This window comes from Rhodococcus sp. IEGM 1305 (assembly GCF_030058635.1).
Taxonomy (GTDB): Bacteria; Actinomycetota; Actinomycetes; order Mycobacteriales; family Mycobacteriaceae; genus Rhodococcus_F; species Rhodococcus_F opacus_D.
Genome location: NZ_JASHKX010000031.1, coordinates 35,001 through 61,090, shown reverse-complemented (window position 1 = coordinate 61,090; position 26,090 = coordinate 35,001). Strand labels below are relative to the sequence as shown.

At 67.8% G+C, this 26,090-nt stretch carries 24 protein-coding genes; 17 read left to right on the top strand and 7 right to left on the bottom strand.

Features of this window, described 5'->3' with window-relative positions:
• The first annotated feature begins 157 nt into the window (after positions 1-157).
• From QM693_RS29190 to QM693_RS29135, 12 genes are read left to right on the top strand one after another with little or no spacing between them, the layout of a single operon-like run.
• Positions 158-1,729 (top strand): ABC transporter substrate-binding protein, encoded by a 1,572-nt coding sequence (locus tag QM693_RS29190; protein WP_283354061.1) that lies wholly within the window; start codon positions 158-160, stop codon positions 1,727-1,729.
• 11 nt (positions 1,730-1,740) lie between these two features.
• Entirely contained in the window at positions 1,741-2,802 is a 1,062-nt protein-coding gene (locus QM693_RS29185; RefSeq protein WP_283331574.1) for an ABC transporter permease, read from the top strand.
• Between the two features lie 5 nt (positions 2,803-2,807).
• Complete coding sequence (locus tag QM693_RS29180) at positions 2,808-3,704, top strand: ABC transporter permease (RefSeq protein ID WP_283331573.1); 897 nt, start codon at positions 2,808-2,810, stop codon at positions 3,702-3,704.
• Between the two features lie 6 nt (positions 3,705-3,710).
• On the top strand, positions 3,711-4,697 hold the full coding sequence (locus tag QM693_RS29175) for an ABC transporter ATP-binding protein (RefSeq protein WP_283331572.1): 987 nt from the start codon (positions 3,711-3,713) through the stop codon (positions 4,695-4,697).
• A complete protein-coding gene (locus QM693_RS29170; protein ID WP_283331571.1) occupies positions 4,697-5,524 on the top strand; it encodes an ATP-binding cassette domain-containing protein in 828 nt (275 codons plus the stop codon). Before QM693_RS29175 ends, QM693_RS29170 begins: the two co-directional genes overlap by 1 nt.
• A 57-nt stretch (positions 5,525-5,581) precedes the next feature.
• Complete coding sequence (locus tag QM693_RS29165; protein WP_283354060.1) at positions 5,582-6,691, top strand: sugar phosphate isomerase/epimerase family protein; 1,110 nt, start codon at positions 5,582-5,584, stop codon at positions 6,689-6,691.
• Positions 6,688-7,668, top strand: a complete 981-nt coding sequence (locus QM693_RS29160) for a sugar phosphate isomerase/epimerase family protein (protein WP_283354059.1) — start codon at positions 6,688-6,690, stop codon at positions 7,666-7,668. Before QM693_RS29165 ends, QM693_RS29160 begins: the two co-directional genes overlap by 4 nt.
• The gene (locus tag QM693_RS29155; RefSeq protein ID WP_283354058.1) at positions 7,665-9,128 is read left to right on the top strand and encodes an amidohydrolase family protein; all 1,464 of its coding nucleotides are present in this window, start codon (positions 7,665-7,667) and stop codon (positions 9,126-9,128) included. The genes QM693_RS29160 and QM693_RS29155 overlap by 4 nt, the downstream gene beginning before the upstream one ends.
• Positions 9,125-10,636 carry a chlorohydrolase family protein gene (locus QM693_RS29150; protein WP_283331567.1) on the top strand — a complete coding sequence of 504 codons (1,512 nt, stop codon included), beginning with the start codon at positions 9,125-9,127 and terminating at the stop codon, positions 10,634-10,636. Before QM693_RS29155 ends, QM693_RS29150 begins: the two co-directional genes overlap by 4 nt.
• Positions 10,623-11,921 (top strand): hydroxymethylglutaryl-CoA lyase-like TIM-barrel protein, encoded by a 1,299-nt coding sequence (locus QM693_RS29145; protein WP_283354057.1) that lies wholly within the window; start codon positions 10,623-10,625, stop codon positions 11,919-11,921. The genes QM693_RS29150 and QM693_RS29145 overlap by 14 nt, the downstream gene beginning before the upstream one ends.
• Before the next feature lie 10 nt (positions 11,922-11,931).
• Positions 11,932-12,420 carry a 2-oxo-4-hydroxy-4-carboxy-5-ureidoimidazoline decarboxylase gene (locus QM693_RS29140; protein WP_283331565.1) on the top strand — a complete coding sequence of 163 codons (489 nt, stop codon included), beginning with the start codon at positions 11,932-11,934 and terminating at the stop codon, positions 12,418-12,420.
• A gap of 20 nt (positions 12,421-12,440) precedes the next feature.
• Entirely contained in the window at positions 12,441-12,872 is a 432-nt protein-coding gene (locus QM693_RS29135; protein ID WP_283354056.1) for a racemase, read from the top strand.
• On the opposite strand, the gene QM693_RS29130 is transcribed toward QM693_RS29135, so the two are convergent.
• Positions 12,808-13,401, bottom strand: a complete 594-nt coding sequence (locus tag QM693_RS29130) for a methylated-DNA--[protein]-cysteine S-methyltransferase (RefSeq protein ID WP_411194565.1) — start codon at positions 13,399-13,401, stop codon at positions 12,808-12,810. The genes QM693_RS29135 and QM693_RS29130 overlap by 65 nt on opposite strands.
• Before the next feature lie 32 nt (positions 13,402-13,433).
• Here QM693_RS29130 and QM693_RS29125 point away from each other — a divergent pair, with 32 nt between their 5' ends.
• Positions 13,434-14,972 carry an alkaline phosphatase D family protein gene (locus QM693_RS29125; RefSeq protein ID WP_283354055.1) on the top strand — a complete coding sequence of 513 codons (1,539 nt, stop codon included), beginning with the start codon at positions 13,434-13,436 and terminating at the stop codon, positions 14,970-14,972.
• Here QM693_RS29125 and QM693_RS29120 read toward each other — a convergent pair.
• Positions 14,945-15,157: a hypothetical protein gene (locus QM693_RS29120; RefSeq protein ID WP_283331562.1), complete on the bottom strand. Its 213-nt coding sequence runs from the start codon at positions 15,155-15,157 to the stop codon at positions 14,945-14,947. The two genes, QM693_RS29125 and QM693_RS29120, sit on opposite strands and share 28 nt — an antisense overlap.
• A 62-nt stretch (positions 15,158-15,219) precedes the next feature.
• Here QM693_RS29120 and yczR point away from each other — a divergent pair, with 62 nt between their 5' ends.
• On the top strand, positions 15,220-16,704 hold the full coding sequence (gene yczR, locus QM693_RS29115) for a MocR-like transcription factor YczR (protein ID WP_280784133.1): 1,485 nt from the start codon (positions 15,220-15,222) through the stop codon (positions 16,702-16,704).
• A 51-nt stretch (positions 16,705-16,755) separates the two neighbouring features.
• Here yczR and QM693_RS29110 read toward each other — a convergent pair whose 3' ends face one another.
• Positions 16,756-17,853: a CaiB/BaiF CoA transferase family protein gene (locus QM693_RS29110; protein ID WP_283354054.1), complete on the bottom strand. Its 1,098-nt coding sequence runs from the start codon at positions 17,851-17,853 to the stop codon at positions 16,756-16,758.
• Between the two features lie 145 nt (positions 17,854-17,998).
• On the opposite strand from QM693_RS29110, the gene QM693_RS29105 reads away from it, so the two are divergent.
• Complete coding sequence (locus QM693_RS29105; protein WP_280784131.1) at positions 17,999-18,376, top strand: VOC family protein; 378 nt, start codon at positions 17,999-18,001, stop codon at positions 18,374-18,376.
• 6 nt (positions 18,377-18,382) lie between these two features.
• On the opposite strand, the gene QM693_RS29100 is transcribed toward QM693_RS29105, so the two are convergent.
• The 4 genes from QM693_RS29100 to QM693_RS29085 form a co-directional block, all read right to left on the bottom strand.
• Entirely contained in the window at positions 18,383-19,285 is a 903-nt protein-coding gene (locus QM693_RS29100; RefSeq protein ID WP_283354053.1) for an SDR family oxidoreductase, read from the bottom strand.
• A 98-nt stretch (positions 19,286-19,383) separates the two neighbouring features.
• The gene (locus tag QM693_RS29095) at positions 19,384-20,850 is read right to left on the bottom strand and encodes a carboxylesterase/lipase family protein (protein ID WP_283354052.1); all 1,467 of its coding nucleotides are present in this window, start codon (positions 20,848-20,850) and stop codon (positions 19,384-19,386) included.
• Positions 20,847-22,376, bottom strand: a complete 1,530-nt coding sequence (locus QM693_RS29090; RefSeq protein ID WP_283354051.1) for a carboxylesterase/lipase family protein — start codon at positions 22,374-22,376, stop codon at positions 20,847-20,849. Before QM693_RS29090 ends, QM693_RS29095 begins: the two co-directional genes overlap by 4 nt.
• Positions 22,377-22,440: 64 nt before the next feature.
• Entirely contained in the window at positions 22,441-23,874 is a 1,434-nt protein-coding gene (locus QM693_RS29085) for a dihydrolipoyl dehydrogenase family protein (RefSeq protein WP_283354050.1), read from the bottom strand.
• Positions 23,875-23,962: 88 nt separating this feature from the next.
• Here QM693_RS29085 and QM693_RS29080 point away from each other — a divergent pair, with 88 nt between their 5' ends.
• The gene (locus tag QM693_RS29080; protein ID WP_280784125.1) at positions 23,963-24,715 is read left to right on the top strand and encodes an SDR family oxidoreductase; all 753 of its coding nucleotides are present in this window, start codon (positions 23,963-23,965) and stop codon (positions 24,713-24,715) included.
• Positions 24,716-24,724: 9 nt separating this feature from the next.
• Positions 24,725-26,089 carry an NAD(P)/FAD-dependent oxidoreductase gene (locus QM693_RS29075; RefSeq protein WP_283354049.1) on the top strand — a complete coding sequence of 455 codons (1,365 nt, stop codon included), beginning with the start codon at positions 24,725-24,727 and terminating at the stop codon, positions 26,087-26,089.
• Position 26,090 lies beyond the last annotated feature (1 nt).

Genomic DNA, 26,090 nt, shown 5'->3' with positions numbered 1-26,090 from the left:
AGGGATTAACCCGAATGTAACGCTCCACGCTTGGCGCTCGGGTTCCGCACTTGGTAGACCATATACATCCGGCCCGGCAGCGCAGTGTGGCGCAATTCGGTCGCCGCTCACTTCGTCGAAAGCTTCGGAACTACCCTCTCCATGCGGAAGGATTCCCGTGTCCACTGAACGAAAAATGCTTGCTCGCAAGGGTTTCGGGTACGCGCTGATCGGCCTGGCGGTCACCTCCTCCTTGGTGGCGTGCACCAGCGCAGCCAGGACCGACGCAGATGGCGGACCGGGCGACCGCCCCGTCGTCCTGGCCTACCAGAATCAGATCTCCACGCTCGACCCCATTCGCGCCGACTACGCTCAGACGAACTTCGTCGACCAGGCGTTGTACGACACCTTGGTCACCTATGACGCCGACAACGAGATCGTCGGTCAGCTTGCGTCCGAGTTCGTCCCGTCTCCGGATGCGCGATCGATCCAGATGACCTTGCGCGCGGCGACCTTCCACGACGGTGCCCCTGTCACCGCCGAGGACGTCCGTTACACGCTCGATCGGACGGCGGCGCTGGGACAGGGCATTGCCGGTCAGATGACGGGATACCTGGGTACCACGGTCACCGGTCCGCAGAGCTTGACGATCGAACTGACGGAACCGAACTCGCTGTTCCTGGGCGCTCTCTCGAAGATCTACATCCTCAACTCGGCCCTCGTGAAAGCCAACGAGGGGACCGACCGGGGTCAGGCCTATCTCGCGGGCCACGATGCCGGGTCCGGGCCCTACTTCCTGGCAGGCCCGGGCGGTGCCGACACGTACACGCTGACACGGTTCGACGACTACTGGGCGGGCGACGCGGGTCGTCCGGCCTCGCTCGTCTATCGGCGAATCGACGAGAGCGCCACGCAGAGTGCGGAACTGAAGGCAGGAAACATCGATGTGTCCTTCGGGCTCACCAACGCCGACGCCGAGGCGCTGGACGGCTTCTCCGGCGTGACGGTGCAGAGTCAGCCCGTCAACCTTCAGGCGAACATCTTCTTCAACGTGATGAACGGGCCGACGGCGAACAAGGTGGTACGACAGGCCATCCAGCTGGCGTACGACTACACCGGTGGCCTCGAGACGATCCGCGGCGGCAACGGCACCATCGCCACCGGCCCGCTGCCCGGACAATTCTCGTGCCGGCCGGAGATGCCTGCCTACGGGCAGGATCTCGAACAAGCGAAGAAGTTGCTTTCCGACGCCGGGATGTCCGATCTGACCCTCACCATGAAGTTCCAGCCCGTCTTCAAGGAGCAGGAACGCGAAGCGACGCTGCTGCAATCCAACCTCGCCCAGATCGGTGTCACGCTGGAACTCGAGCCCATCGCGTACGCAGACTATCTGTCGGCTCTGAAATCGCCCGACTCGATTCCGCAGATGATGCTCGCCACCGACTTCGCGCAGTACCCGGATCCCGGAGTGATGCTCGTCAAGACTTACAAGTCGGACCAGGTCGGAACGAACAAGTCCGGCTACATCAATCCCACGGTGGACGAGTTGCTCGGCCGCGCGGCCGAGACATCCGATGCCGCGGCGCGGTGTGACCTGTACAAGCAGGCTCAAGAGGATATTCGCAACGACGCGGTGGCCGTCAACATGTACACCCTGGGGCAGACCACCGCTCACAGCAACAGGGTGACCGGTGTCGGTCCGGCGGTCGTGGGCAGCGGAGTCTGGGTTCCCGCGATCCGCGTGGCGTGAGGGAGTACCCGATGACGACACTCGACATGCCTCGCGCCGTACATCGCCTCACGGCGCCGGTGGCGTTTCTCGGCCGCAAACTGGGCGCGGCGCTCCTCACCCTGGTCGGACTGGCCACCATCGTCTTCGCCATGACCAAGGTGATTCCCGGGGACGAAGCGCAGGTGGCCGCGGGGGAGAGCGCCACTCCGGACCAGGTGGAAGAGGTGCGTAGTCAGCTGGGACTGGACAAGCCGGCGGCCAGGCAGTATTTCGACTATCTCGGCCGGATGCTCCACGGCGATCTGGGCACCTCGAGTTCGACCCGCCAGCCGGTGCTCGACGACGTTCTCGCGCGACTACCCGGAACGCTCGAATTGGTCTTTCTCGCAATGGTGCTCGCGGTATCCTTCGCGGTTCCGATGGCGACGATCGCAGCGGCGCGATCACGAGGAGGATTCGACAAGGTCAGCCGCGTCGGTGCGATCGTCGCATTCGGGCTTCCCGGTTTCTGGCTCGCGCTGATGTTGCAATGGGTGCTGGGCTCGTGGCTGCAGATCCTGCCGATCTCGGGACGTATCTCGGTGGGCGTCGAGGTCCCGCACCGAACGGGCATGACACTCGTCGACGCCACCCTCGCCGGAGACTTCGCCGCGTTCAGCAATGCGTTTCAGCATCTGATGCTGCCCGCGTTCGTGCTTTCCGTCGCCGTCGCCGCACAGATGTTCCGGGCTCTCCGTGCCGATCTCCTCCGGGTCCGGGGCCGCGATCACATGACCGTTGCCCGAGCGAAAGGTGTTCCAACCCTGCGTCTGTGGACCAGGCATGCACTTCCCAACGCGACCGGACCGCTTCTGAACATCATCGGCATCGAGATCGGCATGCTCGTCGGTTCCGCGATCTTCGTCGAGTCCGTGTTCGGGTTGTCCGGGGTCGGCGACTACCTCTCCAATGCGGTCAGTCGCAAGGACATCACCGCGGTCATCGGCACCGTCACCGTCGTCGGCGTGATCGTCGTCGTCGCGAACTTCATCGTGGACATGCTCCAGCTGGCCCACGACCCCCGGCTGCGTACACCCGGAAAGGTGCAGTGAGTCCGATGAGTATTGCAGCGAATGTCACCGGAGTGACCGGAGTTGTCGGCCGATGGAGATCCGCCTCGATTCGCGGGCGTCGACGCCGATCGCGATGGGGACTTCTCGACGTCGTCGTCGTCGGTGCTGTCGCCGTGATCGTGGTGCTCGCCGTCGCCGGTCCCTGGATCGCACCGGAATCCGTCTACCGGTCGGATATCGCGAACGCCCTTACCGCTCCCAGCAGCGAACACTGGCTCGGGACCGACGACCAAGGGCGCGATGTTCTGTGGCGCACGATCGCGGGCGCCCGGTCGTCGGTGCTGTCCGCGGTTCTGGTCGTCGCCGCGTACTCGCTCATCGGAACGGTTCTCGCCACGATGGCCACGGTCGGCGGACGGTGGCTCGACGAAACTCTCATGCGAGTGACGGACATCGGGTTCGCTCTTCCCGGACTCGTCGTGGCACTGGGTATCGCCGCTGCACTCGGTCCGAGCCTGAGCAGCGCTCTGATCGCGATGATCGCCACCGGCTGGCCGTACACGGCGCGACTGCTGCGCGGGGTGATGCGCGAGACGATGGCGTCGCCGTTCGTGGACGGCGCAGTGGTCCTCGGGGTCGGTCGATGGCGCCTGATGACACGGCACGTGCTGCCGAACTCGCTCGACGTCATGACCGTCAAATGGGCAGGGGACATCGGCAACACCGTTCTGGTGCTCGCGGGTCTGTCGTTCATCGGTGTCGGCGCGCAGCCGCCCAGCGCGGAGTGGGGCGCGGCCGTCGCCGGCGCACGTGACTACCTGTCGACGGCCTGGTGGGCTGCGCTCGTGCCGGGCATCGCGATCGTCATCACGGCCGCGGCCTTCGGCCTGCTCGGTGACATGTTGCACGAGCGGCGCGACCCTGCACGACAAGGAGCGTGATCGAACATGACGACAGAAACAGTTCAGCGCACGGCACTTCTCCAGATCTCCGGGCTGACCATCGACACGGAGCCGGGCGGCACGTCCGTCCGGTTGGTGGACGGCGTGGATCTCACGGTGGCGGCGGGCGAGCGCGTGGCTCTGGTAGGCGAATCGGGTTCGGGAAAGTCGGTGACGGCACGCGCACTCATGCGTTTGGACGGTTCACTGACGATCGGCGGTTCGATTCGGCTGGGCGACACGGAGATCCTGGCGCAGACCGAACGCCGCCTCAGCACGATCCGGGGCAATCGCATCGGGATGGTGTTCCAGGACCCGATGGGTGCGCTCGACCCGCTGCAGTCGATCGGCGCACAGGTGAGCGAGCCACTCCGGCAACGCGGCATCAGGAAGAAGGACGCACTGCGGCGGGCTGCCGAGGTGCTGAGCGAACTCGGGGTGGTGCGTGCGCACGAACGACTCGGCGCCTATCCGCACGAATTCTCCGGGGGCATGCGGCAACGGGTAGTTCTCGCGATGGCCCTCATCGGTGAGCCGGAAGTTCTGATCGCCGACGAACCGACGACCGCACTCGATGTCCGAGTGCAACAACAGGTGCTGAATCTGCTCGACGAGGTCACCCGTGAACGAGGGCTCGGCCTCCTGTTGATCACGCACGACCTCGGGGTCGTCGCCGGACTCGCCGACCGTGTCGCGGTGATGTACTCGGGGCGGATCGTGGAGGATCGTCCGGTCCGAGCACTGTTCGCGGACCCTCTGCACCCCTACACCGCAGGACTGCTCGCTGCGGTGCCGAGGCTGGATGTTCATCCTTCGCGGATGACCACCATTCCCGGTGCGCCTCCGTCACCGGCGCTGCGGCCCGCCGGTTGCCCCTTCCATCCGCGATGTCCTGTCGCGATGGAGCGCTGCGCGAGTGAAACCCCACCGACGACGGCGACCGCTGACGGCGGACGTCTCGCCTGCCATCTCGATCAAGGGAGCGGGAACTGATGAACGGGACACCTCTTCTCGACATCCGAGCTCTGAACAAGTCTTTCGGAGGATCCCGCGGCAGCAAGGCGCTCGATGACGTGTACCTGTCGGTACCAGAGGGCGGAACGTTCGGGCTGGTCGGCGAATCCGGTTCCGGCAAATCCACGCTCGTCAAGTGCATCGTTCGGCTCGAGCGACCGGACTCCGGGACCGCCACCTTCGAAGGGCGTGACGTCCATGCGCTCCGGGGCGGAGAGCTGCGCCGGTTTCGTCGCGACGTCCAGTTGGTCGCGCAGGATCCGTACGCCAGCCTCAACCCTCGGATGACGGTGGAGCAGATCGTCGGCGAGGGACTCGTCGTGCACCGGCTGGCCCGTACCCGCGCGGAGCGGCGCGAGCGGGTCGCGCAGACCCTGATCGAGGTGGGTCTCGACCCGGATGCGATGGGCCGATTGCCGGCGACGTTCTCCGGTGGACAGCGGCAGCGTATCGCCATCGCGCGTGCCCTGATCCTTCGCCCGAGGTTGCTCGTGTGCGACGAACCGGTGTCGGCCCTGGACGTCTCGGTACAGGCACAGGTGATCAACCTGCTGGCGTCCCTGCACGAGGAGCTCGGTTTGACGATCTTGTTCATCGCGCACGATCTCGCGATCGTGCAGCAACTCTGTTCTCAGGTGGCGGTCCTTCGATCCGGCGTGGTGGTGGAGGAAGGGCCCACCCGGCAGGTGTTCTCCACTCCGCGTCACCGATACACCCGCGAACTGCTCGAGGCGGTGCCGGTTCCCGACCCGGATCTGGCACGTGCCGGGCGAACCATCCCCGGTGGCGTCCTGACTCTGCCGTGAGGCCGTCGAGTCTCGGCCTCTCATTACATCGATCATCCCTGACGGAAGTAGGTAGACATGCGAATTGGTGTAGACGGACGCAAGATTCCCGAAAGCCGCACTCGGGGTCCCGTGAACAGCCTCGAACACGCCCACGAACTGGGTATGGCCGGCTTGTTCTTCCGGACCGTACTCGATATGAGTCCGGCCCTGGACGCCGCTGAACTGCGCGACATCCGATCCAAGGCAGACGAACTGGGTATGTACCTGGAGACCGGTCTGGGCAAGGTCAATCCCTACGCGAACCCGGAGGCGCCGGAGCTGCGCGCCGTCGGCGACGGTGACATCGTCCTCGGCTTCCGCCGGATGATGGAAGCTTGCGCCGCCATCGATTGCCGTGAGCTCTGGGTGGCCACCGCGAACTACAAGTCGGCGTACCGCGGCCGCTGGGCATACGACCGCTTCCGCACCGACGTGGCGTGGACGGAACAGCTGGCTGCGACGGCGCGTTTCCTCGGAACACTGGCTCCGATCGCACGGGACCTCGGTATCCACCTCAACCTGGAAACACACGAGGAGATCACGTCGTTCGAACTCGTCCGGCTGGTGGAGGCGGCCGGCTCGGACGTGGTCGGGGTCGTGTTCGACACCGCGAACGTGCTTCAACGCCTCGAACATCCTGTCTGGGCGGCCGAACGGCTGGCGCCGTACGTGCGTCAGACACACATCAAGGACGCCGCGATCACCCACACCGAGGGCGGTCTCGCCTATCAGATGCGCCCATGCGGCACCGGCGTCGTCGACTTCGATCGCATACTGCCGGTACTCGCGGCGGCGAATCCGGCGCTCAATCTCACGATCGAGAACGACGAGTCGCTCGACGACCTGCCGCGTCCCCGGCGGACGATGCTCATCGAAGCGTTCGACTCCGAATTCCTCGACGGCCACCCCGATCTGACGGTCCAGGAGATGGCGGCGTACGTGGACATGGTGCAGTCGTACGACCGGCAGATAAGGTCGGGGGAACGGATCGACAACGCCAGCTATGCCGCGCTGCCGTATGGCTACGCGGAGACGGTGTCGTACATCAGGTCGAGTGCGGACCACGTGCGGAGTGTGTGTGCGAAACACGATCTTCCCGTCGAATCGGACACGAAGGCAGGCAATCTCGCGGAGTCGGCGCGGTGATCGTCGGCGACGACGTCGGCACCGTTCGCCGGGACATCGGAGCGTGCGCGCGTGCGCTGGGCGAGGAATCAACCCCTCGGGAGACCATCCGCACGGCGTCCGGTCTCGGTCTACGGCACGTGGAGTTCGCTTCTCCTTTTGCGATTTCGCCCGCGCTCGATCCGACCGCCTTTCGGGCACTCGCCGACTACGGACGTTCACTCGGTGTCCGGCTGAGCTGCGCGCTGGGAATGGTGTCCGCCGGGCATGCCGAACGAACCACGCGCTTCCGCGAGGCAGGGCGAGGCGATCTGGTGGCGGGACTGAGCAAGGCGTTGACGGCCATCGGGGAACTCGACACCGACTACGTCCAGGTCGTCGTGGGGATGCTGGACGACCGCTATGACGCATCGGTCGTGTGGCCTGAGCAGCTCGACGCCACGGCGCAGTTGTATCGGAACCTGTCCCCGGTGCTCACCGACCTGGGCCTGAAACTCGCGGTCAAGACGCACGAGGAGATCACGTCACACGAAATCCTCCAGCTCATCGACGCCGTCGGCTCCGACCATCTGGCGGTGGGCCTCGATCCGGTCAACCTGCCGGTGCGAGGCGAGGATCCGGAGCTGGCGACCGCCCGGCTCGCCCCGCACGTCGCCCGGATTCACTACGACGACGCGTGGATCACCTTCACCGGTCGCGGTCTCGCGCGACGGTTGTGCCCGGGCGGTCAGGGCGACATCGACTGGGGAGCGATCTTCCGGATCCTCGATGGCGCAGGCTCCAGCCCGCCGGTCCTCGTCGACCTGCACCGCGGAGAGTTCGAGATGCCGGTGTGTGACGAACGGTGGCTGCTGCAGAACAGCGACGTCTCACTGAGAGAACTCTCGATACTGTCGTCCCGGGCGCGGCCCGACCGGCCTCCGGTGATGGCAACAGCGCCGCGACTGCGGGCTGCGCTGTCCGAACTGGCGACGATGACGCGCGGGACGGCGGCATGACCGCGATGTTGCTGCACGGGGCCACAGTCGTGACCGTGGACCGTGAACGCCGGATCATCGAGGACGGCGCCGTCCTGATCGACCGTGGCCTCATCAGCGCGGTCGTTGACAGCCAGGCGCTCCTCGCCGTCACGGATCCGTCCGTCCGCCGAATCGACTGCCTGGGCAACCTGGTGATACCAGGGCTCGTCGACGCCCACGGTCACGCCGGCCACTCGCTGATCAAGACGCTGGGATGCGACAGCCCGACGTTCTGGATGCGCACCGTCACACCTGCGTACTTCCACGCGACGACACCGGAGTACTGGTATCACGACGGGCTCGTGTCCGCGCTCGAGCGCGTCCGCGCCGGAGTGACGTGCGGAGTCAGTGTCATGGGATCACAGCCCCGCAGTGACGATCCCGAGATCTCACTTGCTCACGCGCGCGCCTACCGGGAGGTCGGAATACGCGACGTCGTGTGTGTCGGGCCGGCGGGTTTGCCGCTGCCCCATCCGGTCACGCAGTGGTCCGGCGGGGTTCCCCGTCGACGTGAGGTCGGATTCGACGAGTTGCTGTCCGGCGCGGAATCGGTGATCGAGACGGTGAACGGCTACGAGGGCGATCTCACGTCGGTGTTCCTGACACCCTTCACGATTGTCCCTTCGGTCGATCCGTCCCACCCGTCGCGACCCGACGTCGCCACCCATCTCACCGAGGACGATCGCTACCAGGCGCGCCGGGTCAGGGAGGCGGCGGAGCGCTGGGGTGTCCGCATCCACTCGGATGCCTTCGGTGGCATGGTGCGGCTCGCGGCGAAGGATCGGGAGAACGCGCTCCTCGGGCCGGACATCCATCTGCAACACTGCACGGGTTTGTCTGCCGAGGAGGTCGCGATCCTGGCGGAGACCGGGACGTCCGTGGGCCATGCACCGGGAGGACGTGCGCCGGTCCCTCAGATGTTGCAGGCAGGCATCACCGTTGCGATCACCACCGACGGTTCGTCGCCGCGCCGTCCCTTCGACCTCTTGCAGGCCGCGCGCGCCGCTCAGGCCGCCAATCAACTTCTCGCCGACGATCCCTACCTGCTGCCACCAGGTCGATTGCTCGAGATGATCACGATCGATGCTGCGGCGGTCCTCGGAATGGCCGACGTCATCGGATCCATCGAAGTGGGTAAACGCGCCGATCTCGCGATTCTCGACATGCGCAAGCCGCATCTCGTACCCAACTGGATGCCGGTGCATCGCCTCGTCTACGAGGCGACCGGAGCCGACGTGCAGACGGTGATCGTCGGGGGAAGGGTGGTCATGGAAGACCGCATCGTGTGCGGAGTCGACGAGACGGCGGCGCTGGACGAGGGGGACCGGCACGCCCGATTGCTCGTCGAACGCGCCGGCCTGGCGCACCACCTCACCGATCCCGGATGGCGAAGCAACAGGCGTGAATTCGACGGGCCGATCGAGGTGCCGGTGCCATGACGGAACCTGTGGTCAGAATGACGGCGGCCCACATCCTGGCCTATCGTGACGGCGACCACGTGCTCGTCTCCGACGGAGAGATCGTCTATCGGGGCGCGCGGATCCTGCACGCGGGACGGGGATGGGACGGCCCGGTCGACGAGACGGTCGACTGCGGTGATGCTCTGATCATGCCGGGATTCATCGACCTCGATGCGCTCGCAGACATCGATCACGCGCTGCTCGATTCCTGGGCGACACCCGATCTGGCACTCGGGCTGCAGTGGTCGGCCGACTATTTCCGATCGGGGCGGCGCGACGTATTCGACGCACCCGAGCGTGCCGTCATCCGCGAATACGCTCTGTCGCAGCTTCTTCGGCACGGAATCACCACCTTCATGCCGATCGCCTCCGAGTCTCACAGCAAGTGGGCGGAGACCTATGAGGACATGGTCGAGGTGGCTCGGATCGCGAAGCGTCTCGGAATTCGGGGATACCTCGGTCCCGCCTACAGGTCCGGTGTCAACGTCGTCGACGGTGGACGCCGGTCGGTGCTGTTCGACGAGGAACGGGGCCGAGCCGGGCTTCGGGACGCCGAGCGCTTCCTCGATCATGCCGCCGACCACGGCGGCGATCTTGTGCACGGCGCTCTCCTGCCCTGCCGGATCGAGACGCTGACAAGGGAACTGATGGCGGCGACCGCACAGGTGGCGATCGCCCGCGACACGGTGGTGCGACTGCACTGCATGCAGGGTGAGGTGGAGTTGGCGCTGCTCGACGAGTGGTACGGGATGCGCCCCGTCGAACTCCTCGAGACGTCCGGACTTCTGGAGACGCGTCTGCTGGTGCCCCACGGCATCCATCTCGGGGCACCGGGCGGTCAGGGTGGGCAGGCCGACCTGCGGCGCCTGGCGGAGGCGGGTGTCACGATCGTGCACTGCCCGATGACGTCCATTCGATACGGGGCGGTGCTGGAGTCGTACGACCGGTATCGAACGGCCGGTGTCCACCTCGCTCTGGGAACCGACTCGTTTCCCCCGGACCTCGTCCGCGGAATTGACTACGGGACCCATCTCGCGAAACGGGCTGACGGATCACTTTCGGCGGGTGCCACAGCCGATTACATCCGTTCGGCGACGATCGGCGGTGCTCGTGCCCTCGGCAGACCGGATCTGGGACGCCTGCAGCCCGGAGCGAGCGCCGACTTCATCGTGGTCGATCTCGCAGACTTCGCCATGGGTGTCCGCGACGATCCACTTCGCACTCTCACGATGAACGGATCGGCCCGCGACGTCCGCCGGACGGTGGTCGCAGGTAGCACCGTCATGGTCGACGGCGTCGTCCTCGGCGCCGACCAATCGCGGCTGCAGGCTCACGCGCAGGTCCTGTTCGAACGCATGAGAGCGGCATACAGCGAACGAGACCACCGACGCAGACCGTCGGCCGAACTCTTTCCGCCGACATTCCCCGACATCACGAAAACCACGAAAACCACGACACCGAAGGGGTATTCGCATGATCAATCCTGAGCACTCCCACCTCGTCGACGGCAGTCACTGGGTCAGCCCGTTCAATTTCGACGCCACCGTCCAGTCACAGTTCGACTGGCCTTCACCGTTCGCGCTGATCGACAGCACTCTGCGGAAGACGCTCTTCACCGCAGGCGCAACCACGTCGATGGACGGATTCGTGCGGATCGCCGCGGCGCTCGGTGCCGCGGGGATCCGGGAGGAGAGCGTCAACATCAACTGGGGTGGCGGAGCGTCACCGATGCCGCGCGAAGCGGCGCTCGTTCGCGCCGTCGCCGCCCGGGACTTCGGATTCCGGCTCAATGTGTACGCCGACACCCTGCTGTCGGACGGAGAGAACTACCAGCAGGTCGGCATGAAGGAAACCGTCGATCAACTGCACGAATGGGGAGTGCGCACGTTCGCACCGGGCATCGTCCCGGCACCCTCGGCTGCCGCCCGCTCATGTCAGTACCGCGATCTCGAGAAGTTCTTCGAGTACCTGCGTGAGCTGGGCTGCGACGTCACGATCACACTCGCCAACGTGGGCCGCCGCGACTTCGACGATCTCGTGGCAGCCTGCAACGTCGCCGTCGAACTCGGTGCGCGGCGCCTCGATCTGATGGACTCGACCAGCAGTCTCGGCCCCGAAGCGATGAAACTGTTCGTGCGGACGTTCCGGGAGCGCCTCGTCGACGACGTGCCGATCACGATGCACGTACACGACGACTTCGGTCTCGGCACCGCCACGGCCATCGCGGCCGCAACGGCAGGCGCGAGCCCGGACGTGTCGGTGTCCGGAATGTCCTACCGCGCCGGCTTCGCCGCGCTGGAAGAGGTGGTTCTCGCTCTCGAAGTGCTCTACGGAGTGGACACCGGGATCCACGTCGAACAGCTGACCTCCCTGGCGCAACTCGTCGCGACGGAAAGTTCGGTGAGCCTGCCGCCGCTCAAGCCGGTGGTCGGAGGATATGCCCACCTCAAGCACATGCCCGGCGACGTCATCGCTGCGATCGCCGGGGGACCGGATGTGTTCCCGCCCGTCTCGTCGTGCGTGAGCCCCGCAGTGGTGGGCGGTCGGCAGGAATGGGTGTGGGACAGCCTGACCACCGACCGTATGGCCGACGTGCTGCTGCGGTCGCTCGGACTCGAGGCCGACGCGGAGGAGATCGCGTTCGTCCGCACCGCTCTGGACGACGCGGTGGCAGCGGTGACGTCCTATCCACGCTGGCTGACGGCCGGGGAAGCGGCCCGGGTGGCGGAGGAAAGCCTCGCACTTCATCGGCGTGCGAGCGCCCATGCCTGACACTGCCGTCGTGACACTCAACGCCCTGGACGAGTCCGCTCTGGAGAAAGAGCTGTTGATCTGCACGCCGTCGCGGACCTGGGCAACCGCGGTGCTGTCCGCACGCCCGTACGCCGACCGTGAGGACCTCCTCGCGGCGGCGGCGGCCGCGTGGCGGTCCATGACACTCGACGACGTCGCGGCGGCACTGGAGAACTATCTTCCGCTCTCGGCCCCTCCCGACTCGGCTCATGCCGCTGCCGAGCACGGTGCACTCGTCGCCAGTTCGGCCGGGAGACTCACCCTCCTGCGCCAGCGGGAGTCCCGGTATCGCGCTCGGTTCGGCTTTCCGGTCGTCATCGCGGCGAAGGGGCTCACCCTCGACAGCATCCTGGCGGAGATCGACCGAAGGGTGACCAACGACCGAGCCGACGAGTTGGTTGTCGCCACGCGCCACATGGTCGCGATCGGAGAGGGGAGGATCGCGACGTTGATCGCGCTGTGTGAAGGACCGGGGTGAACTGCGATACATTCGAGCCGATGATCAGGACTGTCGAAGCGAGTACCCGGGTGCCGGCCGCCCGGTGGTACGACAGCTTCCATGCAGCGGCCGTCGTCCTGGAGGCATTCGGGCACGACCGACCGGACGCAGGCAGGTGCGTGGCGGTGGTGTCGACGGATCTCGGTGTCTGGGTCTTCGAGGGTGACCCGCGGTCGACGGTCGACGCGTTCGTTCATGCCGTGGAGCGGGCGATCGTCGCCGGCGGGCAGGCGTTCGTGTTGGGATGCGCCAGGGTGACCGGGGTCGATCAGCGGGTGGTCCGGACCCTCCGGGTTCCCGACGGCGACAGGATGGCGGCGGCCGCGGCGCTGGCGCGTGAACTCGTCGGCGACCCGCAGCCTCTGATCAGAACAGCACCGGGTCGTCGAACCCCGGAGCGTGTTCGAGGGCCAGTAATTCGCGCTTGGTGAGCGTGCCGCCACCGGCGGAGAAGCCGCCCACCTGCCCGCCTGCGGCGAGGACGCGATGGCACGGGATCACGATCGGCAGCGGGTTGCGGCCGAGGGCCTGACCGACGGCCTGCGCGGCCCCCGGCTTGCCGAGTTCCGCCGCGATGTCACCGTAGGTGAGTGTGGTGCCCGGGTCGATTGCGCGGGTGAGTTCGTATACGGTGCAGTCGAATTCGGGGACTCCCTCGAAGTCGAGGTCGATCCACCGCAGATCGTCGAGTGCGCCGCCCAGATGTTCGCGTATCCCGTCGATGGCCCGCTGGACCGGCGCAGGCGGCTGGTGCTCCACCGCATCCGGGAAGCAGTGTTCGAGACGCTGCCGGGTGGATTCGGGGGAACCTTCGGGCAATTGCACACCCACGATCCCGGCGGCCCGCCATGCGATGGCGCAGGTGCCGAGGGCCGTGTCGAACAGGGCGATTCCTGTGGTCACCAATCCAGTATGCCTCCCACATCCGACGTTCACCTTCCGTTGACCACGGTTCGGCATCCTCGAAGCTCGCCGACCGAGGAGATGTTTTCGTGTATCTGTCCCGCCGTGCCCTGCTCCGCTCCACCGCACTCGGGTTGCTGGCCGTGCCCGCTGCCGCGTGCTCCGACTCCGGCAGCGCGGGTCCGTCGCTGGTCCGTGACCGACCCACCCTCACGCACGGTGTCGCGGCCGGTGACGTGCGAGCAGACGGTGCGCTCGTCTGGGCGAGGTCCGACCGTCCCGCCACGATGATCGTGGAGACCTCGGCCACCGAGTCCTTCACCGACCCGGTGCGATTCGAGGGTGGACTGCTCACCCCGGACGCGGACGGCACCGGGCGGCTGCGTGTGACCGGACTACCCGCCGGGCAGCAGGTGCACTACCGGGTGACCCTCGAAGGTGACGACGGCGCCACCTCGGAGGCGGTGACGGGTGTCTTCCGCACCGCTCCGAGCGCCGCAGGCGACATCCGGTTGCAGTGGTCCGGGGATACGGCGGGTCAGGGATACGGAATCAATCCGGACATCGGCGGAATGCGAATCTTCGACACGATGGCCGCGCGCGACCCACACTTGTTCCTGCACTCGGGCGACGTCGTGTACGCCGACGGTCCGCTGAAGGAGTCCGTCACGCTGCCGGACGGACGCGTGTGGCGGAACACGGTCAGCGAGGCGAAGAGCGTTGTCGCGCAGACGCTGGACGAGTACCGCAGCCAGTACGCGTACAACCTCACCGACGACAACTACCGCAGGTTCAATTCCTCTGTGGCGCAGATCGTTCAGTGGGACGACCACGAGACGGTCAACAACTGGTACCCCGGTGAGGTCCTCGACCTCGACGCGTACACGGAGAAGAACGTGGACGTGCTGGCGCAGAGGGCATTCCAGGCGTACCACGAGTGGCAGCCGGTGGAGCCGGCCGACGCGGTCGACGGTCGCGTGTACCGCAAGATCGGATACGGCCCACTGCTCGACGTGTTCGTCCTCGACATGCGCACCTACAAGGACGCGAACGGAGTCAACACCGGTGCGGCCGGGCAGATTCTCGGTGCAGCCCAGAAGGAGTGGCTGATCCGGGAACTCGGTGCGTCCACGGCGACGTGGAAGATCATCGCCAACGACCTCCCGCTCGGGGTGGTGGTCCCGGACGGCGACACCGCGTTCGAGGGCGTCGCGAACGGGGAGCCCGGTCAGCCGTCGGGCCGGGAATCCGAGATCGCCCAGGTGCTGTCGGCGATCAAGGCGGGACGGATCACCGGGACGGTGTGGCTCACCGCGGACGTGCACTACACCGCCGCGCATCGGTACTCGCCCGACCGCGCCGCGTACAAGGATTTCGACGAATTCTGGGAGTTCGTCTCCGGTCCACTCAACGCGGGCGGTTTCGGTCCCAACGACCTCGACGCCACGTTCGGCCCCGAGGCCGTGTTCGTGCACGCGCCGCCCGCACCCAATTCGTCGCCGCTCGACGGATACCAGCACTTCGGGGAGGTGTTCATCGACGGGCAGACGTCGGAGTTGCGGGTGGACCTCCTCGACGCGGCCGGGACGGTGCTGTTCAGTCAGCTGCTGCCGCCGCCGGCGCGCTGATCGCCCGGAGAAGGCCAGTCCGGATCTTCTGGACTGCTCGACTGGTCGGGAAAGATCCCGCCGAGTGGGGCGCCGATCCGGAACTGCTCCAGGCGAAACACGCCCTTACCTCCCTCTTTGGGACCGTAGTGCGCGACCGCCGCGGCCAGGAGAGCCATGCATGCGAGGGTGATCAGTGTCGTCATGGATTCGAGCCTCGCCAGAACTGGCTTTGAGTTGAATAGCCAAGAGGTTGATACTGGACTGCATGATGACTCGCGTACTCGGTGCACGCTCCCTGGCCAGGGACCTCGGTAACTGGCAGGACGACAGCGGCCGCCGGTCGGCCGCGAGGCCCGCCTACCGGGCGCTGGCCGACGGGATCCGGTTACTCGTGCACGACGGCCGCATCCCGCTGGGGGTCGCGCTGCCGAGCGAGCGCGAACTGGCGTCGATGCTGGAGTTGAGCCGGACCACGATCACGTCATCGTATTCGGTACTCCGGGACGAGGGGTATCTCATCAGCCGTCAGGGGTCGCGCAGCACCGTCGCGCTGCCGCTGGGGGCACGGCAGAACGGGCTGATGTTCCGGGCGCACCAGCCCGGTTCCGACAGCTCGGTGGTCGACCTCAGCTACGCCGCGATGGCCGCGCCCGCGGAAGCGGTCGAGCAGGCCTACGCCTATGCGTTGCAATCGCTTCCGCAGTTCCTGCCGACTCACGGGATGGAGCCGGTGGGGATCGGCGCGTTGCGGGACGTCATCGCGGCGCGTTACCGGGCGCGGGGGCTGGAGACCTCGCCCGAGCAGATCATGGTCACCTCCGGTGCTCAGCACGCGCTGCGGCTGCTCCTCAACGTGCTCACGGCGCCGGGGGAGCGGGTGCTGGTCGATCACCCCACGTACCCCAACGCGCTGGAGGCGATCCGCAGGGTCGGTGCGCGTCCGGTCCCGGTTCCCGTCCGTCCGGAGGGCGGTGCGTCCGGGGCGTGGGATCTCGACGGAATCCGCAGCGCCGCCCGGCAGACCGCGGCCCGGATGGCGTACCTGATCCCGGACTTCCACAACCCCACCGGACTGTGCCTCGACGCGTCCGGGCGGGCCGAACTGGCGCGGATCGCGCGCGACACCCGCATGACCCTGGTGGTGGACGAGACGATGGTCGACCTGTGGCTGGACGAACCGTCACCGGGACCGGTCGCGGCGCACGGCAGGGGCGCCGCGAAGTCGGAGGTCGTGACGATCGGGTCGGCGGCGAAGTCGTTCTGGGGCGGGCTGCGCGTCGGCTGGATTCGCGCCGATCCGGCGCTGATCACCCGGCTCGCCGGGGCGCGGGCCGCGGTCGATCTGGGCACGCCGGTGATGGACCAGCTCGCGGCGGCGCATCTGCTGTCCGACGACGAACTCGTCCTCGCCCGGCGCCGGGCGGAACTGCGGGAACAGCGGAGCGCGATGCTCGACGCTCTCGCCGACCGCCTGCCGGACTGGGTCCCGACCATCGGTTCGGGAGGAATGTCGCTGTGGCTGCGCATGCCCGCGCCGGTGTCGACGGCGCTGGCCGCGACGGCCCCCAACTTCGGGGTGCTGCTGGCGGCGGGACCGCGGTTCGGGGTGGAGGGCGCGTTCGAGAGGTTCGTCCGGCTCCCGTACGCGCGGACGTCCGACGAACTGCGCCGCGGTGTCGACTGCATCGCGGCAGCGTACGAGACGCTGGCCGTCGACCGAGAGCTCGCGGAACCGTCCCTCGTCGTCTGAGCACGTGAGTGGCGAAGCGTGCCGGAACACGCATCGCCACTCACGTGGGGGTCAGGTCCAGACGGTGTCGATGTCGACGCCCTCGCGGGCAGGCGGGGTGGGTACGCCGGCCGGGGTGCGGGAGAACCGCGGCGCCGGGGCGTGCTGCGTGACGCCGTCGAGATCGATCAGCGATCCGCGGGCGGCGATGTGCTCGTTGGACGGCGCCTCCGCGAACGTCAGCACGGGCGACACGCAGGCATCGGTGCCGAGGAAGATAGCGGCCCACTCGTCGCGGGTCTTCGACAGGAACTTCTCCGCGAAGACCTTCTTCATCTGCGGCCACGCCGAGATGTCCATCTGCTGCGGCAGTTCGGCGGGGTCGAGTTCGAGGCCCTGCAACAGCAGAGCGTAGAACTGCGGCTCGATCGAGCCGACGGCCATGTACTTGCCGTCGGACGTCTCGTAGGTGTCGTAGAACGGCGCGCCGGTGTCGAGCAGGTTGACACCCCGCTCGTCGGACCAGACGCCGCGGCCGCGGAACGCCCACATCATGTGCGAGAGGGCCAGCGCGCCGTCGACCATGGCCGCATCCACGACCTGGCCCTTGCCGGACGACTGGCGTTCCACCAGCGCCGACAGGATCCCGAAGATCAGGAACATCGAACCGCCGCCGAAGTCGCCGACCATGTTCAGCGGCGGCACGGGACGTTCACCCTTGCGGCCGATGGCGTGCAGGACACCGGTCAGCGAGATGTAGTTGATGTCGTGCCCGGCCGCGCTGGCCAGCGGGCCCTCCTGGCCCCAGCCCGTCATCCGTCCGTACACGAGTCGCTCGTTGCGCCCGAGGCAGACGTCCGGGCCCAGGCCCATGCGCTCGGTGACACCGGGGCGGAAGCCCTCGATCACGACGTCCGCGCGCTCGATCAGACCGAGAACCTTCTCCACCTGCTCGGGGTCCTTCAGATTGGCCTCGACGACGCGACGACCCCGCTGGATCTGGTCGTACGGGCCGTCCGGCGGAATCACTCCGGGACGCTGGACGCACACCACGTCGGCGCCGAGATCGGCCAGGAGGGCGGCGGCGTGCGGGCCCGGTCCGAGGCCTGCGAATTCGACGACGCGAATGCCCGCGAGGGGGCCCTTCTTCTCTGTAACTGGAGCAGACACGCGAGTTCCTCATTCCGGTACGAGACAACCTGTCGAATCGACGTTAACTTGCGACCCTCGGTCCGTGTGCCCCGGGTCACGGGATACCGCCGTCAGTGAGCCCGCGCTCTTGCCTGCCCGCGGGTGCGCGGGGCACAGTTGATTCATGAGTCTTCAGGGTGAGCTCGTGAGTTTCGTGGCCAGCACCGATCTGGACGTCTCGGAGATGTTCTACGTGGAGACCCTGGGGCTGACGCTCGTCTCACGGGACGAGTTCGCGTTGGCCCTCGATTGCAACGGCTCCCTGCTCCGGGTCACGCTGGTGCAGGCGAAGGCCGACACCGGGTACACGGTGCTGGGGTGGAAGGTCGGCGACCTGAACAAGGTCGTCGAAACACTGCGCAGCAAGGGCATCGAGTTCACCGAGTACCCGGGCATGGATCAGGACGAGCACGCCGCCTGGCGCGCCCCGGACGGCATCCGCGTCGCGTGGTTCCGGGACCCGCACGGCAACGTGCTGTCGCTCTTCGAGGAACCGAACTGACCGGCGTCAGCGGCGGGCCGCACCGCGGCCGGCGAGCAGTGCCTCGGTGGCGTCCCACAACCGCGCGGCGAGTTCGGCGTCACGTGCGTCCTTGCTCGGGTGAACAACCTTGCAGCCCTTGACGTATTCGCCGGTGAACTTGCCGCTCTCCGTCGCGGTGGCGGTCCAGACCACCGTGTCCGCTGCCTTCGCGACGTCCGACGCGAACGGGGTCAGGAGTGTCCCCACCACCTGGTAGCCGAACAGACCCCGCCCGAGGGAGGTGCCGCGGACGAACCCGGGGTCGGCGCAATTGACGACCAGCCTCGCCGGATCGGACCGGCGCGCCAACTCGCGGGTGAACAGGGTCAGGGCGAGTTTGGAGTTGTTGTACGCACGCTGGCCGTGGAACGTGTCCTTCGTGCCGTCGAGGTCGTCGAAGTCGAGGTGCCCGCCGCGATGTCCCGACGAGCTGACGTCGACGATGCGTGCCGGATGCCGGTAACCGGCGGCGTCGGCGGTCGACGCCTGCGCCATCGCCGGAGCCAGCGACGTCGCCAGCACGAACGGCGCGAGATAGTTCACGGCGAACATCTCTTCGAAGCCGTCCACCGTCAGTTGACGATGCCCCACGTCGATGCCCGCGTTGTTCACCAGCACATCGATCCGCGGGAACCGGTGCAGCAGTTCCTCCGACAGCCTGCGTGCACGGTCGAGCGAGGACAGGTCGGCGAGCGCCGAGTTCAGCCGGTCGCGGTCGGTGTTCTCGGACAGTTCGGCGATCACCGCGTCGATCCTGTCCTGGTCCCGGCCGACCAGAACGACGGTGGCCCCGCGGCGTGCGAGTTGGCGGCAGGTCTCCAGGCCGAGCCCCGAGGTGGCACCGGTGACCACCATGGTGCGGCCTGCGAGATCGTTCGACTCGGTCATTCTCGCCTCCCGAATGCAGGTCTCTACGAGACTAGGGCAACCGGGAGGGTCGCACCGGGGAACGAAAACACCGCGAATCCGCCCGCGACTGCCGCCGGCTAGCGTCGGTGCTCGTACCCCAGCCAGGCGCGTCGACGCTCACCGAGCGGATCGTTCTCCACCCGGCTCGTGGCGTCGATGATGAGCGTCTCGCGGCGCTCCGGCGAGTACCGGGGCCATCCGGGTGCCGGGGTCCCGTGCCGGGCGAAATGCAGCCAGTGCGACTGAACGGTGTCGGTGACGGCCCGCAACCCGCGGCGGCCCCCGAGCGCGGTGAGCAGCCGCGCCCACGGCCCGGTCAGCCCGAACACCGCGTACATCTCCGTCGCGTGGGTGGCGCCCAGCCCGAGGATGTGAAGCAACCGGGGTGCGAAGTCGTACCGGTAACTGTAGGTCGGTGCGACGGTCGTGTGACCCTGCGCGCACAGGACGGACGGTTCCCAGAACGTCACGTCGCCGCCGAGGTCCGCGGCCGCACGCCTCCCGGGATAACCGGGGTAGGCGGCGATGGCCCGTTCCTTCACCGACGCGTCCACGTGCGAGAACATCTTGTCGATCCGGGCGGGATCGGTGGGCAGGATGTTCAGGAACCGGGGAAAGACCCTGCCCTCGTGGCGGTTCGTGCCGATGATCAGCGGAACCGGGTGCCCGGAACCGGACGCGAAGCAGTCGAGCGGATGCGTGGGAAGGAAGAAGCCGTCGACGACGGGCGCGAACGCGCGGGTTCCCGGTTCCTCGTCGGCGCCCCGGTGCGCCAGTGTCGTCCCCGCTTCGACGAAGTCGGCCGGGTCGGCGGTCGCGAGCCACGTCGCGGCCTCGGAGAGCGGGACCCCGGCGATCTCGAGGAATTCGCGCGACCACCGCGCCGCCCGCTCGGGGTGGTACGCCGACGCCACCGGAGGGCTCTCCGCGATGGCCCGCGCGAACAGTCCTTTCGCGGCGGGGGTGGTCATGAGTGTGGTGACGGCGTTGGCGCCTGCGGATTCGCCGAAGACGGTGACGTTGTCGGGGTCGCCGCCGAATTCGGCGATGTTGCGTTGCACCCATTCGAGTGCGGCGACCTGGTCTCGGAGTCCGAGGTTGGAGTCGAAAGGTCGTTCGGGGGTGGAGAATTGGGTGAAGTCGAGGTATCCGAGCGATCCGAGGCGGTAGTTGATCGACACGTACACGATGTCGCCGCGGCGGACCAGCGATTCGCCGCTGTAGAGCGCCGAGGACGAAGACCCGCCGGAGTAGGCGCCGCCGTGGATGAACATCATCACCGGTCGCGGCGACTCGGATGTGGACCCGGGGGCGAGCACGTTGAGGGTGAGACAGTCCTCGTCGGTCCCATCGCCCTGCGGTGCGGGGGACCCGAAGTGGAAGGCCCGCCGGACCCCCGACCACGGTTCGACCGGGTGCGGGGCCCGCAACCGCAGCGGCCCGACGGGGGGAGCGGCGTAGGGGATACCCCGCCAGGCAGTCAGGTCGTCGATCCGGCGTCCTCCGACGGCGCCGGCTTCGGTGTGGACCTCGAGAGCGCTCACAGGCCCTGCCCGTAATAGCCCCGGTACCCCTCCCAGGCCAGCCTGCGCTCCCGGCGCGGATCGTCCTGGACGGTGGTGACGGTGTCGAACACGAGTGTTGCCCTCCTGTCGGTGTCGTACTGCGGCCACGACGCCAACGGTGTTCCCTGCGAGGCGAAGTGCAGCCAGTGCCGCTGCACGGTGTCCGTCACGTCCTTGAGCCCGCGACGACCGCCCGGCAGGGTGAGGCCGCGGCCGATCAGGGTGTCGGCGATGTCGAACACCGCGAACAACTCGAATCCGTGTGTGGCGTCCAGTCCGAGCCATTTCATGGCGCGCGGAGCGAAGTCGAAACGATAGCTGAAGGTGGGGGCGAACGCGGAATGGGCCTCGGCCAGTTCGATCGACGGCTTCCAGAACGTGAGGTCGCCGCCCAGGTCGGTGGCCGCGTCCGGCGCCGGGTAGCCGGGATACGCGGCGGTGACGCGGGCCTCGGCGCCGGGGTCGGTGAGTGCGAACATCCGCCCGATCCGGTCGGGGTCGGTCGGCAGCGCGTCGAGGAGTTTCGGGAACAGGGTGCCCTCGCGGGCGTTGGTACCGATGATCAGCGGTACCCGGTGCGCCGAGCCGTCGGCGAACGCGTCGAGCGGCGGCTTCGGCAGGAAGTCGCCGTCGATCACGGGTCCGAACGGGTGCAGTCCCGGCGTCTCCGACAGCACTTTCGCGCCGAGACGATTTCCGGCCCGGCCCAGTGCGCCGACCGGTGACGAGGCGAGGGCCTCTGCGGCGGTGTCCGGTTCGGCCCCGAGCAGCGTCACGTAGTCGGATGCCCACCGGGCGGCGCGGTCGGCGGTGGTGACGAGGCCGGGGGCGGAACTCTCCGAGATGGCCCGCGCGAACAGTCCTTTCGCGGCGGGGGTGGTCATGAGTGTGGTGACGGCGTTGGCGCCCGCGGATTCGCCGAAGACGGTGACGTTGTCGGGGTCGCCGCCGAATTCGGCGATGTTGCGTTGCACCCATTCGAGTGCGGCGACCTGGTCTCGGAGTCCGAGGTTGGAGTCGAAAGGTCGTTCGGAGGTGGAGAATTGGGTGAAGTCGAGGTATCCGAGCGATCCGAGGCGGTAGTTGATCGACACGTACACGATGTCACCGCGGCGGACCAGCGACTGTCCGCCGTAGAGCGCGGTCGCCGACATGCCCAGCGTGTACGCGCCGCCGTGGATGAACACCATCACCGGGCGTGCCCCGGACGTGCCGGGCGTGGCCAGCACGTTGAGCGTCAGGCAGTTCTCGCTGGACGGCTGATACTTGCCTGGCCGGAGAACGGTGAACTTCTTGTGCTGCACGGCGGCGTCGCCGAATTCGGAGGCGTCGAACTCACCGGACCACGGCGTGACCGGCTGGGGTGCGCGCAACCGCAGCGGCCCGACCGGGGGAGCCGCGTAGGGAATTCCCCGCCACGCGACCAGGTCGCCGACGCGCCGGCCACGGACCACCCCTGCGGTCGTCCTCACCAGCGTGTCGGTTGTGAGAGTGTCAGACGCCATGTCGGAAACTATACGGAGACCGCCTGAGGGGACATTCACCTCCGCCGACGGTGTTCCGTTCGGCTCAGCGCCGCGCCTCCAGCAGCCGCAGCCACACCTCGCTCACGGTCGGGTACGACGGGACCGCGTGCCACAGCGAGTCCAGCGGCACCTTCCCGACCAGCGCGATGGTGGCGGCATGGATGAGCTCGCCGACATCCGTGCCCGCGAACGTCGCCCCGACCAGGGTGTCGGTGGCCCGGTCGATCACGAGCTTGGCGTGACCACTGAAATCGTCGCGCGCCAGTGACGAGCCGGCGACGGCGATGTCGACCTCGACGGTCTCCACGTCCACGCCGGCGTCGCGTGCCTCCTTCTCGGTGATCCCGACGGCCGAGACCTCCGGGTCGGCGAACACCACCTGGGGAACCTGGCCGTGATCGGCGGTCGCCCGGAAGCGGGCCCCCTCCAGCGGCCTGCCCTCGGCGCGCGCGGCGATCACGTCGCCGCAGACGCGGGCCTGGTATTTGCCCATGTGAGTGAGCAGCGCGCGGCCGTTGGCGTCGCCGACGGCGTACAACCATTCGTCCGCCGTCGTCAGGTGGTCGTCCGTGGTGAGGTATCCGTGGGAGTTCAGCAGTCGCGCGTCGAGGCCGAGCGCCGCCGTCGCCGGCGTGCGCCCGGTCGCGACGACGACCTCGTCGACGACGAGCGGCTCCTGTCCCGCCACGTCCAGCGTCACCGGGCCGCCGTGGATGCGGCCGATCCCCGTGTCCCGGGCGTCGGCCCGCTCGACGCCGCGAAGGTCCGCGCCGAACAGGACCCGCGCACCCTTCTTCTCCAGCGAGCGGGCCACCCGCTCACCGGCGAACGGCTCGTTCTTGGGGAGCAGCGCCCGGCCGCGCACCACCATCGTCAGTTCCTCGACGCCGAGGTCCAGCAGCCACGTCGCGCTCTCACAGGCCACGACGCCGCCGCCGATCACGGCGACCCGGCGCGGAATCTCTCTCAGGTTGGTGGCGTCCCGCGAGATCCACGGCAACGCCGCCCGCAGGCCGGGGGTGTCGGGGACCGCGGCGGTCGTCCCGGTGGCGACCACGACGGCGTGCCGGGCGCGCAGCCGGCGGGAATCGCCGACCGTCACCGTGCGGTCCCCGGTGATGCGTGCCGATCCGCGGATGACGTCGATCCCCTGCGAGTCGGCCCACATCACCTGCGAGGAGTCGTCGTGGTTGCCGGTGAACGAGTCGCGTCGCGCCAGCACGGCGTCCACGTCGAGCGGACCGGCCGACACCCCGGGCATGTTGCGCGCCGCCCCGAGGACCTCACCGGGACGCAGCAGTGCCTTGCTGGGCATGCACGCCCAGTAGGAGCATTCCCCGCCGACGAGTTCGTGTTCGATCAGTGCCGCGGTGCGGTCGCTGCCCGCGATGGCGTAACTCGCCGCGTTCTCACCGGCGGGGCCGCCTCCGATCACGATGACATCGAACTCTTCCGCGCCGCTCCCCGAGTCAGTCATACCTGTAACCGTAAGCCGGTCGGTGGTGGATGTCAGAGGTTCAGGCGGGCCCCTCGCGTTGTTACCCGCGGGTAGATAGTGTGGCGGAATGAGACGGCAGAAGATTCTGATCACCGGGGCCAGCTCGGGACTCGGCGAGGAGATGGCTCGCCGGTTCGCCGCCCAGGGACGAGACCTCGCGCTGTGTGCGCGACGCGTCGAGCGGCTCGAGTCCGTGCGTGACGAGTTGCGGGCGGCGCATCCCGGGATCACCGTCGCCATCCGCGAACTCGACGTCACCGACCATGACGCGGTGATCCGCGTTTTCGGGGAACTGCGCGCCGAGCTGGGCGGGCTCGACCGCGTCGTCGTCAACGCCGGACTCGGCAAAGGGGCCCGGATCGGAACGGGCCGGGCCGACGCCAATCTCGCCACCGTCCGCACCAACTTCGTCGGTGCCCTGTCGCAGTGCGAGGCGGCGCTCGGCATCTTCCGCGAACAGAACGCCGGGCACCTGGTGCTCGTGTCCTCGATCAGTGCCGATCGTGGTCTGCCCGGCCCGAAGGCGGCGTACTCGGCGAGCAAAGCCGGAGTGTCGGCCCTCGGCGAGGCGCTCACCGCGGAGCTGGCGAAGAGTCCGATCGTGGTGACCACGCTGCTGCCCGGGTACATCGCCACCGACATGTCGGGCCGGGCCGGCGACACTGCCAAGATGACGGCCACCCTCGACGACGGCGTCGATGCGATGGTCGCGGCCATCGAGAAGGAGACGAACCGCGCTGCGCTACCCGGAATCACATGGCGAGGAATCGACCTCGCATTGAGATTCCTTCCTCATGCATGGACATCCCGGTTCGTGTAGGACTGACCTATGACGACCGCCCAGGAATCCTCGTCCCTCGGCCTGCAGCGTTCGAGGCCGCGTGTCGTCATCGTCGGGGGAGGGTTCGGCGGAATCCACGCCGCCCGGCGGCTCCGCGACGTCGACGTGGACGTCACCCTGCTGGACCGGGGAACCAGCCACCTCTTCCAGCCGCTGCTCTATCAATGCGCGACGGGGTTGCTCTCCGAGGGCGAGATCAGCAGCCCGCTGCGGCACCTGCTGCGCGGCAACCGCAACGTGCACGTCGCCCTCGGGGAGGCGCACGCGATCGACGCCGTCAGCAGGGTCCTGACCGCCAGTCGCTTCGACGGATCCACATTCGACCTGCCCTACGACTACCTGATCGTCGCCGCGGGCATGCGACAGACGTACCACGGGCACGACGAGTACATAAAATGGGCGCCGGGGATGAAGACCCTCGACGACGCGCTCGCCATTCGCCGGAAGCTGATCTGCGCCTTCGAGATGGCCGAATCGCTGCCCACCGCGGAGGAACGCAGGCCGTGGCTGACCTTCGCCGTCGCGGGCGGTGGGCCCACCGGGGTCGAACTGGCGGGCCAGATCCGGGAACTCGCCGTGCACGCTCTCGCCCACGAGTTCCAGTCCATCGACCCCTGCGAGGCCCGGGTTCTGCTGTTCCACGGCGGCGACCGCGTTCTCCCGTCGTTCAATCGGAAACTGTCCGCGGCGGCGCAGCGCACCCTCGACAAGATCGGCGTCGAAACGCACCTCGGGGTGCACGTCACCGACGTCTGCGAGACCAGCATCGAGACGACGGCCAAGAATGCTGCGCGCACCAAGAAGCGCTACGGGGCTCGCACGATCCTCTGGACCGCGGGCGTCGAGGCCGTGCCGTTCGCGGAAGCTCTCGCGAATGCGCTGGGCGTGAAGCAGATTCAGGGCGGGCGCATCGCCGTCGAACCCGACCTCACCGTGCCCGGACACCCGAACGTCTGGGTGATCGGCGACCTGATGTCGCTGAACGACCTCCCCGGCGTGGCCGAGGTCGCGATGCAGGGCGGCAAGCACGTCGGTGGGTGCATCGCCCGCACGGTCGCGGGGGGAACGCCCGACCGCAAACCCTTCAAGTACCGCGACCTGGGGAGCGCGGCGTACATCGCCCGCAGGCATGCGCTGCTTCAGGCGGGCCCGATCCGGATGTCCGGGTTCCTGGGCTGGGTGTCGTGGGGCGCCATCCACATCGCGTTCCTCGCCGGGTACCGCAACCGGTTCGGCACCCTGCTCAACTGGGCCGTCACGCTGGCGTCGCGGACGCGCCGGGAGCGGGCGATCACCTACGGCGATCCGCAGTCGGCGCGTCAGCCCTACGCCGAACCCGCGTCCGAGTCCTGAC

Coding starts and splice junctions, on each gene's coding strand:
- QM693_RS29145 (WP_283354057.1), top strand. CDS start 10,623: ATGATCAATCCTGAGCACTCCCACCTCGTCGACGGCAGTCACTGGGTC.
- QM693_RS29165 (WP_283354060.1), top strand. CDS start 5,582: ATGCGAATTGGTGTAGACGGACGCAAGATTCCCGAAAGCCGCACTCGG.
- QM693_RS29130 (WP_411194565.1), bottom strand. CDS start 13,401: ATGCCGAACCGTGGTCAACGGAAGGTGAACGTCGGATGTGGGAGGCAT.
- QM693_RS29085 (WP_283354050.1), bottom strand. CDS start 23,874: ATGACTGACTCGGGGAGCGGCGCGGAAGAGTTCGATGTCATCGTGATC.
- QM693_RS29185 (WP_283331574.1), top strand. CDS start 1,741: ATGACGACACTCGACATGCCTCGCGCCGTACATCGCCTCACGGCGCCG.
- QM693_RS29100 (WP_283354053.1), bottom strand. CDS start 19,285: ATGACCGAGTCGAACGATCTCGCAGGCCGCACCATGGTGGTCACCGGT.
- QM693_RS29105 (WP_280784131.1), top strand. CDS start 17,999: ATGAGTCTTCAGGGTGAGCTCGTGAGTTTCGTGGCCAGCACCGATCTG.
- QM693_RS29090 (WP_283354051.1), bottom strand. CDS start 22,376: ATGGCGTCTGACACTCTCACAACCGACACGCTGGTGAGGACGACCGCA.
- QM693_RS29150 (WP_283331567.1), top strand. CDS start 9,125: ATGACGGAACCTGTGGTCAGAATGACGGCGGCCCACATCCTGGCCTAT.
- QM693_RS29155 (WP_283354058.1), top strand. CDS start 7,665: ATGACCGCGATGTTGCTGCACGGGGCCACAGTCGTGACCGTGGACCGT.
- yczR (WP_280784133.1), top strand. CDS start 15,220: ATGATGACTCGCGTACTCGGTGCACGCTCCCTGGCCAGGGACCTCGGT.
- QM693_RS29180 (WP_283331573.1), top strand. CDS start 2,808: ATGAGTATTGCAGCGAATGTCACCGGAGTGACCGGAGTTGTCGGCCGA.
- QM693_RS29120 (WP_283331562.1), bottom strand. CDS start 15,157: ATGACGACACTGATCACCCTCGCATGCATGGCTCTCCTGGCCGCGGCG.
- QM693_RS29075 (WP_283354049.1), top strand. CDS start 24,725: ATGACGACCGCCCAGGAATCCTCGTCCCTCGGCCTGCAGCGTTCGAGG.
- QM693_RS29175 (WP_283331572.1), top strand. CDS start 3,711: ATGACGACAGAAACAGTTCAGCGCACGGCACTTCTCCAGATCTCCGGG.
- QM693_RS29135 (WP_283354056.1), top strand. CDS start 12,441: ATGATCAGGACTGTCGAAGCGAGTACCCGGGTGCCGGCCGCCCGGTGG.
- QM693_RS29080 (WP_280784125.1), top strand. CDS start 23,963: ATGAGACGGCAGAAGATTCTGATCACCGGGGCCAGCTCGGGACTCGGC.
- QM693_RS29170 (WP_283331571.1), top strand. CDS start 4,697: ATGAACGGGACACCTCTTCTCGACATCCGAGCTCTGAACAAGTCTTTC.